Genomic DNA, 13,251 nt, shown 5'->3' with positions numbered 1-13,251 from the left:
CTGGGGTACTTGGCTCTCATGGGGCCAGCAGCTTAGCGGAAAGTCAGTATCAAAAAAGATTTTGAACAGGTTCTAAGGCAATGTGCAAACCGTCTGCAAAATGCAAAAGCCCGCTATCTTTTGGACAGCGGGCTTTTAAATTCAACGTGGTGCCGGAGAGATGAATCGAACACCCGACCTTCTCATTACGAATGAGCTGCTCTACCGACTGAGCTACACCGGCACGTTAGCCTTGGATTATAGCTTGGAGAAGTAGCTATTAATGTGAGCCACCTCATTTTTTGATCCGAGGATCACGCTCACGCGTTCGTGCAGCTTCTCCGGCACGATGTCCAGGATGCGCTGGGTGCCGGTGCTGGCTGCGCCGCCGGCCTGTTCGATCAGCCAGCCCATGGGGTTGGCTTCGTACATCAGGCGCAGCTTGCCGGGCTTGTTGGGCTCGCGCTTGTCCCAGGGGTAGAGGAAGACGCCGCCGCGCGTCAGGATGCGGTGTACATCGGCCACCATGCTGGCGATCCAGCGCATATTGAAGTCCTTGCCACGCGGGCCTTCGCTGCCTTGCAGGCAGTCTTCCACATAGCGCTTCACCGGCGTGTCCCAGTGGCGCATATTGCTCATATTGATGGCAAATTCCTTGGTGTCTGGCGGAATCTGCACGTTCTCCTGTGTCAGCACAAAGGAGCCCTGCTCGCGGTCCAGCGTGAACATGGCGACTCCGTCGCCTACGGTCAGCACCAGGGTGGTTTGCGGGCCGTAGACGCAGTAGCCGGCAGCAACCTGGTGGTGGCCAGCCTGCAGAAAGTCTTTTTCACCCACGGCGGCATCGCCATCGGGCTTTTTGAGCACGCTGAAGATGGTGCCGATGCTGACGTTCACGTCGATGTTGCTGGAGCCGTCCAGGGGATCGAACAGCAGCAGGTATTCGCCCTGCGGATAGCGGTTCGGCACGGCGTAAATGCTTTCCATCTCTTCGGATGCCATGGCCGCCAGGTGGCCGCCCCATTCATTGGCTTCGATCAGCACCTCGTTGGCGATGATGTCCAGCTTTTTCTGGATTTCGCCCTGCACGTTTTCAGATTCGGCGGTGCCCAGCACGCCACCCAGCGCGCCCTTGTTGACGGCATGGCTGATGCTCTTGCAGGAGCGGGCCACCACTTCCAGCAGCAGGCGCAGCTGGGCCGGAATCAGGCCGTCCACGCGTTGCTGCTCTACTAGGTAGCGGGTGAGGGATATGTTTTTGGACATGGGTTTCCTTGTTTAGTCGGCCAGTGCGCGCGTAACTACTTCGCGCACGTCGTTGCTGAGATCGGCTTTGGCGGCCACGCGGGCCAGGGCTTCGCGGGCGGCACTGCGGTAGGGTTCGGTCAGGTTCTTCCAGCGGTCCAGTGCGCGCGCTAGTCGGGCGGCGACCTGGGGGTTGATGCCGTCCAGTTCGATCACGCGCTCGCTCCAGAACACATAGCCGGCGGCGTCGCGGCGGTGGAAGGCGCCTGGATTGGCGCTGCAGAAGCTGAACACCAGGCTGCGCGCCCGGTTCGGGTTGCGCAGGCTGAAGTCGGGGTGCTTCAGCAGTTGGCGCACGGCAGGCAGGATGTTGCCGTTGCGGTCGGTGGCGCCGGCCTGCAGGGCAAACCATTTGTCCAACACCAGGGCCTCGTCCTTGAACAGGGCGTGGAAACGCTGCAACGCCGGGGCGGCCAGGGCGTTGCCACTGGACACCAGGGCGCTGAGGGCGTTGAAGCGGTCGGTCATATTGCCCGCATCCTTGAAGCGCTGGTAGGCCTTGCCCGGCCATATCGTGTCACCGTTGGTCAAGGCGGCTAGGCACAGATGGGTCAACGCCATGCCGGCCAGGGCCCGGCGTCCACTGGACAGCGGGTCGGGGCGGTAGGCGCCGGTATCGCCGTAGGTCTCGTAGGCCCAGGCCCAGTCGTCTGCCAGGGCGTGGGCCAGCTGGCTACGCATGGCTTCGCGCACGGCGTGGATGCGCTGCGGGTCCACCACGTCCAGCTGTTCGGCCAGATAGGTTTCGGACGGCAGGGTTAGTACCAGTTCCTTGAAGGCGGCGTCCAGCGCGGGGTGGCGCAGCACGCTGCGCATGGCTTCAATATAGGCATCGTTTAGCGGTTTGGCGCAGGTAATATCTGCGTCGCTAGCTATTAATGTAATAGCAGAACGAACCGCCAGGCGCTGGCCGGCTTCCCAGCGGTTGAAGGCGTCCGTGTCATGCGCCAGCAGGGTCAGCAGCTGCGCATCGGTGTAGTCGAAGGCCAGTGTCACCGGTGCAGAGAAGCCGCGCAGGATGCTGGGCACGGGCTCTGCGGCCAGGTTGACGAAGCTCAGGGTTTCCGTCGCCTCGTGCATTACGAAGGTGTAGGGTTCGGCAAGCGTGCTGCCGTCGGCGGTTTGCAGAGGTAGTGTGCTGCCGTCCTGTGCCAGCAGGCCCAGGCCGATGGGGATCACAAACGGTTCTTTCTGCGACTGGCCGGGCGTGGGGGCGCAGCTTTGCGTCAGGGTCAGCGTGTAGCTCTGCGCGGCTGCGTCGTAGACGCCGGTGGCTTGCACGCGGGGCGTGCCGGCCTGGCTGTACCAGCGCTTGAACTGGGGCAGCAGGCGCGCCAGGTCGGACTGCGGATTCGCGTCGGCGATGGCCTGGGCGAAGTCGTCGCAGGTCACGGCCTGGCCGTCGAAGCGTTCGAAGTACAGCGTCATGCCCTTGGCGAAGCCGTCGCGGCCCACCAAGGTTTGCATCATGCGCACCACTTCCGCACCTTTTTCGTAGATGGTGACGGTGTAGAAGTTGTTGATCTCGATGTAGCTGTCGGGCCGCACCGGGTGGGCCATCGGGCCCGCATCTTCGGGGAACTGGGCAGTGCGCAGCACGCGCACGTCTTCAATGCGCTTGACCGCCTTGGCCGACGGGTCGCGGCACAGGTCCAGGCTGAATTCCTGGTCGCGGAAAACGGTCAGGCCTTCCTTCAGGCTGAGCTGGAACCAGTCGCGGCAGGTGACGCGGTTGCCGCTCCAGTTGTGGAAGTACTCGTGGCCCACCACCGATTCGATATTCGCGTAGTCGGTGTCCGTCGCAGTGGCCTGGTTGGCCAGCACGAACTTGGTGTTGAAGATGTTCAGGCCCTTGTTCTCCATGGCGCCCATGTTGAAGTCGCTGGTGGCGACGATCATGAAGCGCTCCAGGTCCAGCGGCAGGCCGAAGCGGGCTTCGTCCCAGGCGATCGATGCCATCAGCGAATGCATGGCGTGCTCGGTCTTGTCCAGATCACCGGGGCGCACAAAGACCTGCAGCAAATGCTCTTTGCCGTTGCGCGCGGTAATGCTCTGTTCGCGGCTGACCAGCTGGCCGGCCACCAGGGCAAACAGGTAGCTGGGCTTGCGGAACGGGTCCACCCACTTGGCGAAATGGCGGCCCACATTGTCAGGTCCAGCCAGTGGGCCGTGGTCTACCAGGTTGCCGTTGCTCAGCAGCACCGGGTACTTGGCCTTGTCGGCGCGCAGCGTCACGGTGTAGCTGGCCATCACGTCCGGGCGGTCCAGGAAGTAGGTGATGCGGCGGAAGCCCTCGGCCTCGCACTGGGTGAAGAAGGTGTCGTTGCTGACGAACAGTCCCATCAGCTTGGTGTTCTTGATGGGCGCGCAGGTGGTGAAGATTTCCAGATCAAAAGCGCCTTCGTCGGCACTCGGTAGGCTGCCCAGCACCAACTGGTTGTCCTCGATCTTGAAGGATGCGCCCTGGCCGTTGACCAGCACGCGCGCCAGGTTCAGCTCTTCGCCGTCCAGGCGCAGCGCTTGCGCGGGCACATCCGGGTTGCGGCGCATGCGCATCTTGTTGAGCACGCGGGTTTTGGTCGGGTCCAGGTCGAAGCAGAGCTCGACCGTGTCGATCCAGAAAGCCGGCGCGGTGTAGTCTGCCCGGTGGATGGCTGTCGCCTGTCCTTCACGATACATGGAGGTTCCCCAGAAAATTCGATTGCAAGAGTTCGTCGTAATTGCGCACGCAGGTGATCACGTGCGGCCCGGCCAGGGCTGAAGGCGTGTTGGTGCTGCAGATGCCGACGGCACGCATGCCGGCGCGGCGTGCAGCTTCTATGCCAAAGGGCGCATCTTCGAACACGATACAGTGTTCCGGCGCAATGCCTATGCGCTCTGCCGCTGCTAAAAAGATAGCGGGTGTGGGCTTGCCGGTCAGGCCCTCGTCGCCGCGCGCGATGGCGTCGGGTGGTGGGTTCATCTGCAAATGGCCGAGGGCGAATTCCACGTTGTGGATGTCGCCCGCCGTGCCCACGCCAACCTTCAGGCCGCGCGTCCGGGTGGCTGCATAGAAGGCGCTGAAGCCAGCCACTTCCTTGAAAATGGGGCCGAAGATGTCGCGGTACAGCTGCTCTTTCTCGTGCACCAGCTCCCAGGCCAGAGCATCGTCCATATCCGGCTGGTCCAGCAGCAGACGCACGCATTCCAGGCCGGTGCGGCCGGTGGTGCGGCGCATGATTTCGTCGATCTCCATGTCCACACCGTGCTTCTGGGCAAAGTCCAGCCAGGTGGAGGTGTGGTGCGGCATGGAGTCGATCATGGTGCCGTCCATGTCGAAGATCAGGGCCTTGGTGGGCTGCGCGAAAAGAGCTTGCATTAAACGCCTTGTTTCAGAGAGGCTTCGATGAAGATGTCCAGGTCGCCGTCCAGCACCTTTTGCGTGGCCGAGACTTCGACATTGGTGCGCAGGTCTTTGATACGGCTGTTGTCCAGCACATAGCTGCGGATCTGGTGGCCCCAGCCTACATCGGTCTTGGTGTCTTCCAGCTTCTGCTGCGCCTCTTGCTGCTTGCGCAGCTCGAAGTCGTACAGGCGCGAGCGCAGGCGCTTCCAGGCCACATCGCGGTTGCTGTGCTGGCTGCGGCCGTCCTGGCACTGCACCACGATACCGGTGGGGATGTGCGTCAGACGCACGGCCGAATCGGTCTTGTTGATGTGCTGGCCACCAGCACCGGACGCGCGGAAGGTGTCGGTGCGCACGTCGCTGGGGTTGATCTCGATCTCGATCGAATCGTCGATTTCAGGGTAGACAAACACGCTGGCAAAGCTGGTGTGGCGGCCACCCGAGCTGTCGAACGGGCTCTTGCGCACCAGGCGGTGCACGCCGGTTTCTGTACGCAGCAGGCCAAAGGCGTATTCGCCCTCGATCTTGATGGTCGCGCCCTTGATGCCCGCGGTGTCGCCGTCCGTGATGTCTTCCACGGTGGCCGTGAAGCCCTTGCGTTCGGCATAGCGCAGGTACTGGCGCAGCAGCATGCTGGCCCAGTCGCAAGCCTCGGTGCCGCCGGCGCCGGCCTGGATGTCCAGGAAGCAGGGCAGGGGGTCGGCCGGCTGGTTGAACATGCGGCGGAATTCCAGCGCCTCGACTTCGGTGGCCAGGCTGGCGGTTTCAGTTTCGATGGTGATCAGGCCGTCTTCGTCGCCTTCCTCCTTCGACATTTCGAACAGCTCGGTGTTGTCAGCCAGCTCACGGGTGAGCTTTTCCAGCGCCAGCACCACGCCGTCGAGCAGTTTCTTCTCTTTGCCCAGTTCTTGGGCCTTCTTTGGGTCGTTCCAGACGCTGGGGTCTTCTAGCGATGCATTGACGGTGCGCAGGCGCTCGGCTTTGGCATCGACGTCAAAGATACCTCCGTAAATCTTCCGTCCGTACGCTCAGGCTACTGAGTTGGTTGCCGATGGTGTTGATGCGTTCTGCTTCCATGAGAGTCTTCCTTGAGTGCACTGGTCGGCTGCGGCAGCCGGCCAGTTGGGTGAGCCGAGGGCCTAACCCATTATTTTCTCACGCCTCTCATGACGTCCGGGCGGCAGGCCGGGCTTTCGCTGCTTCAGGTCAAAAGCGCTTTGCCCAGGCCGGGCGCAGCGCCGCTGAGCCGGAACACCGACACCGTGCGCACTAGCTCGGCCGCCTGGTGCTGCAGGCTGTCGGCGGCGGCCGCGCTTTCTTCCACCAGGGCGGCGTTTTGCTGGGTGGTCTGGTCGATCTGGGTCACGGCTTCGCTGATCTGCTGCACGCCGCGGCTTTGCTCCTGGCTGGCGGCGCTGATCTCGCCCATGATGTCGGTGACGCGGCGGATAGACGTCACCACCTCCTGCATCGCCGCACCGCTTTCGTCCACCAGGGCCGAGCCCTGGGCCATGCGCTGCACGCTGGTCTGGATCAGGGCCTTGATCTCGCGGGCCGCGTCGGCGCTGCGCTTGGCCAGCTGGCGCACCTCGCTTGCCACCACCGCAAAGCCGCGGCCCTGTTCGCCAGCGCGCGCTGCCTCGACCGCGGCGTTCAGCGCCAGGATGTTCGTCTGGAAGGCGATGCCGTCGATTACGCCGATGATGTCGGATATCTTCCGCGAGGCTTCGGTGATGCCTGTCATGGTGTCGGCGGCGCGGGTGAAGACCTCCGAGCCGTGCAGCGCCACCGACGAGGCTTTCACGGCCAGCTGGTTCGCATGTTCGGCGCCGTCGGTGTTCTGCCGGATGGTGGCACCCAGCTCTTCCATGGAGGCGGCGGTTTGCTCCAGTGCCGAGGCTTGTTCCTCAGTGCGCGAGCTCAGGTCGTGGTTGCCGGCGGCGATCTCCTGGCTGGCGCTGGACACGCTTTCGGCGCTGGAGCGCACGTTGGCGACCACAGTGGACAGGCTGGTTTGCATGCTGTGCAGCGCGTTCAGCAGATCGGCCAGCTCGTCTTTGCCCGCCACGGCCTGGGCGGCGGTCAGGTCGCCGCGGGCCACTGACTGCGACACCCCCAGCGCATGGCCGAGCCGGGTGGTAATGGTGCGGCTGAAGCGCCAGCTGGCCAGCATCACGGCAATGCAGGCCAGCAGCATGATGGCCAGGCTGATTGTGGTGGCGCGCTGGCCCTTGCTGGCGGCCTGGTCGGCGATGGCGCGGCTGTCGGTGCCTATGGCTTTTTCGGCCTCGTCCAGCAGCTTGCTGGGCTCGCGGTCCAAGCCTTGGACGGCTTTATCGCCCACCGCCGGATCGAAATCGGCGCCCTTGAAGGCCTCAAAGCCCTTGCGGTAGGCCGCACCCATGGTCTGGTGGGCTTGTGCAAAGCGTTCGACCTGGCTGCGCGCTTCGCCGGCGGGCAAAGCCTGCTGCAGGGCGTTGGTGGCTTGGGCGATTTCGCTCTCTTTGGTCTGGAATGCCTTCCAGTAGCGGTCCAGCTGCTCCGGGTTTTTGCCGCGCAGCAAGACGTTCTTCCATTCCTGCACCTGGACCTTGAAGTCGTTGAGCAGCTTGGCAATGGCGCGCTCGTTGCCGTAGCTGGTCTGTACTGTGGTCTGGTAGGTGTTCAGGGACTGGTTCAGCTGGTAGATGCCGAACAGCGCGGCACACAGGACCAAGACCAACGCAGCGGCAAACGCCAGCGGAAGTTTCAGGCTTAGTTTCATGGGGTATCGCTGGGGGCAGCGCCTGTATAGCCAATGACGCTTACATATTGGCACAGAACCCCGGGGCACGCCATCGCCTGGTTTGCTATGAAATTAAGAGCTTCTTGCGTTGTATCCATAAGCGCTAGAGCCCTGAAAGTCCTGGATTTCAGGCGAAAAAATCTTCCACCAGCCGTGCCAACTGCTGGGGCTGGTCGTGGTGCAGCATGTGGCCGGCATCCTGTACTACGGCCACGCGGACATTGGGCACCGACTGCAGGCGCTGGTGGAATTCTTCCCGCGTGTAGCGGCCCTGGCTCCACTGCGCCAGGCTGTCGTCGGAGGCCTCGATGGACAGCGTGGGCGCGGTGATGCGCTGGTACAGGGCCAGCGTCTCGTCCACCCGGTAAAGCTGGGCGCTGCGCAGTTTGTGCGCCGCCTCGCCCAGGATCTGCCAGGCGCTGCTGCCGTCGGGCTGGGTGGTGGGCTGGGCCCAGTGCTGGGCCAGCCAGTCGGCCTGGTCCTGCTGCAGGCGGCGGTTGGTCTTCATCAGGCGCTGGGCCACGCCGCCCAGGTCGGCATAGGTTTTCAACTGCACATCCCCGCGGTGTAGACCCTTCAGGTCGTCGATCCAGCGGGCGAACTGGCCCGGGGCCTGGGCCGCGCGGGTGGCCGGCATGCCAAAGCCCTCCAGATTCACCAGGCGGCGGATACGTTCGGGCCGCACGCCGGCGTACATCATGGCGATGTTGCCGCCCATGCTGTGGCCCACTAGGTCCACCGCCTGGCCGGGGGCGTAGTGGTCCAGCAGCAGCTCCAGGTCGGCCAGGTAGTCGGGAAACCAGAAGCTGTCGGCGCCGCCGCTGTCGGTCTGGCCAAAACCGCGCCAGTCGGGGGCGATGGTGTGGCGGTCCTCGACACAAGCGTCCAGCATGAACTGAAAGCTGGCGGCTACGTCCATCCAGCCGTGCAGCAGCACCAGCGGCGGCTGGTCGGGCACGGGCTGGCCCCATTCGCGCACGTGGTAGCGCAGGGTGCGGATAGGTAGCCAGTGGCTGCGGGAAATGCGTTGCGGGGCGTACATGGTCTCATGGTAGCGGCAGCACGTGTTCTGGCGCCTTGCGGTAGGATGCCAAAACAAGCGGTGCCTCCTGCATTTGAGGGGCGCACCGCCATTTTTTTGGGGATTTTGGGAACCCGCAACCATGAAAAAAGTACAACTGGGTCAGAGTGACCTGCAAGTGACCCCCATCTGCCTGGGCACCATGACCTTTGGAGAGCAGGTGGCCGAGGCCGATGCCCACGCCATCCTGGACCGTGCGCTGGAGCACGGCATCAACTTTATCGACACGGCCGAGATGTATTCGGTGCCGGCCCGTGCCGAAACCTATGGCGCTACCGAGACCATCATCGGCCACTGGTTTGCCCAGCACCCCGGTCTGCGCCAGAAGGTGGTGCTGGCCACCAAGGTGGCCGGCCCCTCGCGCGGCATGCCCTGGGTGCGTAACGGCAGCGCCGACCTGACGCGTGGTGAGATCATCGACGCCTGCCACGGCAGTCTGCACCGCCTGCGCACCGATGTGATCGACCTGTACCAGATCCACTGGCCGGCGCGCCATGTGCCGGCCTTTGGCGGCGTGTACTTTGACCCCGAAAAAGACCTGCCGGTGGCTTCCATCCAAGAGCAGTTGGAGGCTTTGGCCACCCTGGTCAAGCAGGGCAAGGTGCGTGCAGTGGGCCTGTCCAATGAAACCCCGTACGGCGTGCACGAGTTTGCCCGCCTGGCCGACCTGCACGGCCTGCCGCGCGTGGCCACGGTGCAGAACCCGTATTGCCTGATCAACCGTACGGTGGAGAACGGCCTGGACGAGACCATGTACCGCCTGGGTGTGTCCCTGTTGGCCTATTCGCCGCTGGGCTTTGGCCTGCTGACCGGCAAGTACGACGCGTCCGGTACCACCGGGCCGGGTGCACCCGAGGGCCGCATGGCCAAGTTTGAATCGATGCGCAAGCAGCGTTGGGGCCGCGCCGAGTCGCTGGCCGCTGCGCGCCGCTATAACGCCCTGGCCCGCGCCCATGGCCTGACGCCTACGCAGCTGGCCCTGGCTTTCTGCTACACCAAGTGGCAGGTGGCCAGCACCATCATCGGCGTGACCTCGCTGGCGCAGCTGGACGAATGCGTGGCTGCCTGGGGTACCAAGCTGACGCCCGAAGTGCTGGCCGAGGTGGACAAGATCCGCTGGGAGTTGCGCGACCCTGCGCAATAGGCTCACCCCCAGGCTCCACGCTGCGCGTTTCCGCCAACCCCCCTTGCAGGGGGCGAACCCAGCGGGCCGGCGGAGCCGGTCCCGCGGGTTCCTTGGAAGGGGCAGGGGCGTCAATCGGCATTTGGGGTGGCTCTTTGCTTGCTATGTTTTAAATAGCTGCTTGCGCAGGTATCTTCTGCGCTAGGGGCTTATTTCTTATAAATTTCTGGCCATGGCCAAACACGAGCATATTTCCGAAACACCGGCAACGCAGCTGCTGCGGGCGCACAAGGTGGCGTTTACCGAGCATCCATACGAATACCTGGAGCATGGCGGAGCGCAGCACAGTGCCGAGGTGCTGGGGCTGGACCCGTTCAGCGTGGTCAAGACCCTGGTGATGGAGGACGAGCGGGCCAAGCCGCTGATCGTGCTGATGCACGGCAACCGTGCGGTGTCCACCAAGAACCTGGCGCGGCAGATTGGCTGCAAGTCGGTGGCGCCGTGCAAGCCCGAGGTGGCGAACCGGCACAGCGGCTACCTGGTGGGCGGTACCTCGCCGTTCGCCACGCGCAAAGCCATGCCCGTATACATCGAGGCGGCGATCCTGGAGCTGCCGCGCATCGCCATCAACGGCGGGCGGCGCGGCTACCTGATCGGGCTGGACCCGCAGGTCTGCGTGCAGCTGCTGGACGCGAAACCGGTGAACTGCGCAATCCCTTTATAGACGGCTGGCAAAATGCGTCCAAGTTTGGAGACCCCTCTTGGAAAAGTTTTACCCCCTTCTCGCCACCCTGGCCGCATATCTGCTGGGTTCTTTGTCGTTCGCGGTCATCGTCAGCCGCGCCATGGGTTTGAGCGATCCGCGCACCTTTGGCAGCAAAAACCCCGGTGCCACCAACGTGCTGCGTTCGGGCAGTAAAAAGGCCGCCATCGCCACCCTGTTGCTGGACGGCGTGAAGGGCTGGTTGCCGGTCGCCCTGGTCACCTGGTACGGCCCGCGTTGGGGGCTGGAGGACGGCAGCATCGCGCTGGTGGGGCTGGCGGCGTTTCTGGGCCACTTGTTCCCGGTGTTCTTCCGCTTTGTGGGCGGCAAGGGCGTTGCGACGGCGCTGGGTGTATTGCTGGGCGTGCACTGGGCGCTGGGGCTGGCGGCCATGCTGACCTGGGTGTTTATGGCATATGCGTTCCGCTTCTCGTCCCTGGCCTCGTTGACGGCAGCCTTGTTGGCACCGGTGTTCTACGTGCTGGGCAGTGGTGGCTTCTGGTACACCGAGGCCAGCATTCTGGTGTCGCTATGCGTGATGGCGGCGCTGCTGGTGCTGCGCCACCGCGAGAACATAGTTCGCTTGCTGCAGGGCAAGGAATCGCGCCTGGGTCAGGGCAAGAAGAAGCCGGCTAAGTTGGGCTAATCCAGCTGGGGGCCACCACGGTCCGCCTGAATGCCCTGGCGCAGCAGGCGCTGGTGGTTGATGCGAGTCTTCACGGTATTGGCCGGCAGTGCGGATTGCACCTTGGGCGCACTGGTGGACGTGCGGTGCAGGCGCGGTGGTATGAAGGGCTGGTTTTTTGCGTTGAGCAGCGTGGCCACCAGGGGCTGGTTGGCTGTGGCGCTGCGGCGCAGGACCAGGGCCGTATCGCCGTTGTCCATGGCCACAAAGGTGCCGGGCGGGCACTGGCCTATGGCCCGGATCAGGGCTGCACCCACCGGGTCGTTGCGGACCTGCACATTGGCCAGCATGGAGCGCACGGTTTCCGCCATGCTGCGGCCTGTCCGTGATTTGCGCGGGCTGACCATGGCCGCATAGCGGTCCACTACGCCCAGGATATGGGTCAGCCGGTAGACGGGTTCCAGCTGCTGGAATTCGGCCTTGCTGGTGGCCGGGCCGTGGTGGTTGATCACAATGTCCAGCCACAGGTAGTCGCTCACGCCCATGGCGCGCAGCAGGGTGGCGCTGGCGCTGGCGTGGCCGCGTATCAGTGCTTGCTGGGCGTCGCTGGGCTTGTTGGTCTGCAGGGCCAGGGTGTCTTGCAGCGTGGTCATGCCGATGTTCATGGTCATGGCTGCGCGCACCAGGCTGTCGCGTTCAACGGGCTTCAGCTTGAGCTCTTCGGCTGTGACATGGCACAGCACAGCGCACACCAGGGCGTGCAGGGCGCTGTAGCCGACGGCCGAATTGGTGGCCAGCTGGAACAGCAGGTACAGGCCGGTGTCGGTGTCCTGCCGCAGCAGGTTCTGCATCCACAGGTCGTACTGGCGGATTTTGCGTGCCAGGTCGGCGGTATGGCGCGGCTGGGCCAGCACCATGGACAGGCCGGCCTGCAGGTCGGCCCACAGACTCAGCAGGTCTTCGTAGTCCGCCTCCTGGGGATGGGGCACGTCGGTAGAGGGCGGTGGCATGGAGGTCACAAACAAGAGGCCAGGAGAAGACCGGTAGCGTGGGTTCAGTAGCGTCTTTCCAGCACCAGCTGGTCGTTGGTACGGGTCATCTGGAAGCGGGTTAGAAAGCTGTTGCCTAGCAATATATAGGGCATGGAGGCGGATGTCACTACGGCTTCTACCTCGGTCAGCTCTACATCGCCCACACGCACGGAGGCCAGGCGGATGCTCCAGCCCGGTACCTGGCCGTTGGCGGTGTTCATGCGGATCTGCTGGCCGTTCTTGTAATTGACACCCATGCGCTCGGCGTCGGACACGCCCATGCTGACTACAGTGGCACCGGTGTCCACCAGGTATTGCATGGCCTGGCCGTTGATCTTGCCTGCGCCTATGAAGTGGCCCTGGCTGTCGGCGGTCAGCATGATCTTCTTGCCGCCGCGCTCGCCCACGCTTACCGGTGACTCGCCCATGCGCAGATGGGCGCGCTTGCCAGCGATGTCCACCACGGCCTCTTCGGAAGAAACGGTCACCACTTTCACGCCCATGTAGGTGTCGCCAGGGGCCACGCTTTTGGGGGGCTTGCCGTCCACCATCAGCAGCGCCTTACCGCCCAGCATGCCGCCCAGGGCCACGCTTTGGGCCTGCGCTGCGCTGCTGGCGCCCAAGGCCAGGCCGGCGGATACCGCGACCAGGCACAGGCGCGAGCGGGTAGACATCAGTCGCGCTGGTTGTTGAAGCTCAGCGGCAGGTCGGTGATCTCTTTGCGGATCAGCGCCATGGCGGCCTGCAGGTCGTCGCGCTTGGCGCCGGTGATGCGCACCGCGTCGCCCTGGATGGCGGCGGTGACCTTGAGCTTGCTGTCCTTGATGGCGCGGGTGATCTTCTTGGCGACTTCGGTCTCGATACCGTTGCGCACCTTGATGACCTGCTTGACCTTGTCGCCGCCCATCTTCTGCACGTCGCCCTTGTCCAGGAACTTCACGTCCACGCCTTGCTTGGTCATCTTGTTGGTCAGCACGTCCATGATCTGGTCGAGCTGGAATTCGGCGTCACCGATGATGGTGATTTCCTTGTCCTTCAGCTCGATGCTGGCAGACGTGCCCTTGAAGTCGAAGCGGGTGGTGATTTCCTTGGCGGAGTTGTCTACCGAGTTGCGCACTTTGGGCAAGTCGGGTTCACAAACGGTGTCGAATGAAGGCATGGTTTTTTCTCTAAA

The 13,251-nt window shown here is 63.7% G+C and carries 12 protein-coding genes and 1 tRNA gene; 3 read left to right on the top strand and 10 right to left on the bottom strand.

The genetic code is table 11. From position 1 onward, the window contains the following. Positions 1-147: 147 nt before the first annotated feature. The 7 genes from AC07R0_RS11560 to AC07R0_RS11530 form a co-directional block, all read right to left on the bottom strand. Positions 148-223: transfer RNA gene (locus AC07R0_RS11560), tRNA-Thr, on the bottom strand. Positions 224-237: 14 nt separating this feature from the next. Continuing rightward, positions 238-1,245, bottom strand: coding sequence for a class 1 fructose-bisphosphatase (locus AC07R0_RS11555; protein WP_495075292.1), 1,008 nt, complete (start codon positions 1,243-1,245; stop codon positions 238-240). Between the two features lie 12 nt (positions 1,246-1,257). Beyond that, entirely contained in the window at positions 1,258-3,963 is a 2,706-nt protein-coding gene (gene pepN, locus AC07R0_RS11550; RefSeq protein ID WP_495104916.1) for an aminopeptidase N, read from the bottom strand. Then, positions 3,953-4,642 (bottom strand): HAD family hydrolase, encoded by a 690-nt coding sequence (locus AC07R0_RS11545; protein ID WP_495104915.1) that lies wholly within the window; start codon positions 4,640-4,642, stop codon positions 3,953-3,955. Before AC07R0_RS11545 ends, pepN begins: the two co-directional genes overlap by 11 nt. Next, positions 4,642-5,746, bottom strand: a protein-coding gene (prfB, locus tag AC07R0_RS11540; protein ID WP_143029217.1) for a peptide chain release factor 2 whose coding sequence is annotated in 2 segments (ribosomal slippage) — positions 4,642-5,664 and positions 5,666-5,746 — 1,104 coding nt in all. Because the reading frame shifts where the segments join, the coding sequence is not laid out codon by codon here. Before prfB ends, AC07R0_RS11545 begins: the two co-directional genes overlap by 1 nt. 124 nt (positions 5,747-5,870) lie before the next feature. Then, the gene (locus AC07R0_RS11535; RefSeq protein WP_495104914.1) at positions 5,871-7,433 is read right to left on the bottom strand and encodes a methyl-accepting chemotaxis protein; all 1,563 of its coding nucleotides are present in this window, start codon (positions 7,431-7,433) and stop codon (positions 5,871-5,873) included. Positions 7,434-7,581: 148 nt separating this feature from the next. Beyond that, positions 7,582-8,496, bottom strand: a complete 915-nt coding sequence (locus AC07R0_RS11530; protein ID WP_495104913.1) for an alpha/beta fold hydrolase — start codon at positions 8,494-8,496, stop codon at positions 7,582-7,584. Positions 8,497-8,617: 121 nt separating this feature from the next. On the opposite strand from AC07R0_RS11530, the gene AC07R0_RS11525 reads away from it, so the two are divergent. From AC07R0_RS11525 to plsY, 3 genes are all read left to right on the top strand, one after another. Next, positions 8,618-9,679, top strand: a complete 1,062-nt coding sequence (locus AC07R0_RS11525) for an aldo/keto reductase (RefSeq protein ID WP_495104912.1) — start codon at positions 8,618-8,620, stop codon at positions 9,677-9,679. A 211-nt stretch (positions 9,680-9,890) separates the two neighbouring features. Further along, positions 9,891-10,382: an aminoacyl-tRNA deacylase gene (locus AC07R0_RS11520; RefSeq protein WP_495104911.1), complete on the top strand. Its 492-nt coding sequence runs from the start codon at positions 9,891-9,893 to the stop codon at positions 10,380-10,382. Between the two features lie 37 nt (positions 10,383-10,419). Further along, on the top strand, positions 10,420-11,067 hold the full coding sequence (gene plsY / locus AC07R0_RS11515) for a glycerol-3-phosphate 1-O-acyltransferase PlsY (protein WP_495104910.1): 648 nt from the start codon (positions 10,420-10,422) through the stop codon (positions 11,065-11,067). Here plsY and AC07R0_RS11510 read toward each other — a convergent pair. From AC07R0_RS11510 to AC07R0_RS11500, 3 genes are read right to left on the bottom strand one after another with little or no spacing between them, the layout of a single operon-like run. After that, the gene (locus AC07R0_RS11510) at positions 11,064-12,056 is read right to left on the bottom strand and encodes an HD-GYP domain-containing protein (RefSeq protein ID WP_495097439.1); all 993 of its coding nucleotides are present in this window, start codon (positions 12,054-12,056) and stop codon (positions 11,064-11,066) included. The genes plsY and AC07R0_RS11510 overlap by 4 nt on opposite strands. A gap of 44 nt (positions 12,057-12,100) precedes the next feature. Continuing rightward, entirely contained in the window at positions 12,101-12,751 is a 651-nt protein-coding gene (locus tag AC07R0_RS11505) for a retropepsin-like aspartic protease family protein (protein WP_495104909.1), read from the bottom strand. Continuing rightward, the gene (locus AC07R0_RS11500) at positions 12,751-13,236 is read right to left on the bottom strand and encodes a YajQ family cyclic di-GMP-binding protein (RefSeq protein ID WP_495075301.1); all 486 of its coding nucleotides are present in this window, start codon (positions 13,234-13,236) and stop codon (positions 12,751-12,753) included. Before AC07R0_RS11500 ends, AC07R0_RS11505 begins: the two co-directional genes overlap by 1 nt. Positions 13,237-13,251: the final 15 nt, after the last annotated feature.

This window comes from Rhodoferax sp. GW821-FHT07F03, assembly GCF_059418745.1.
The sequence above is the reverse complement of the archived record's forward strand: the minus strand, read 5'-3'. Positions and strand labels throughout refer to the sequence as shown.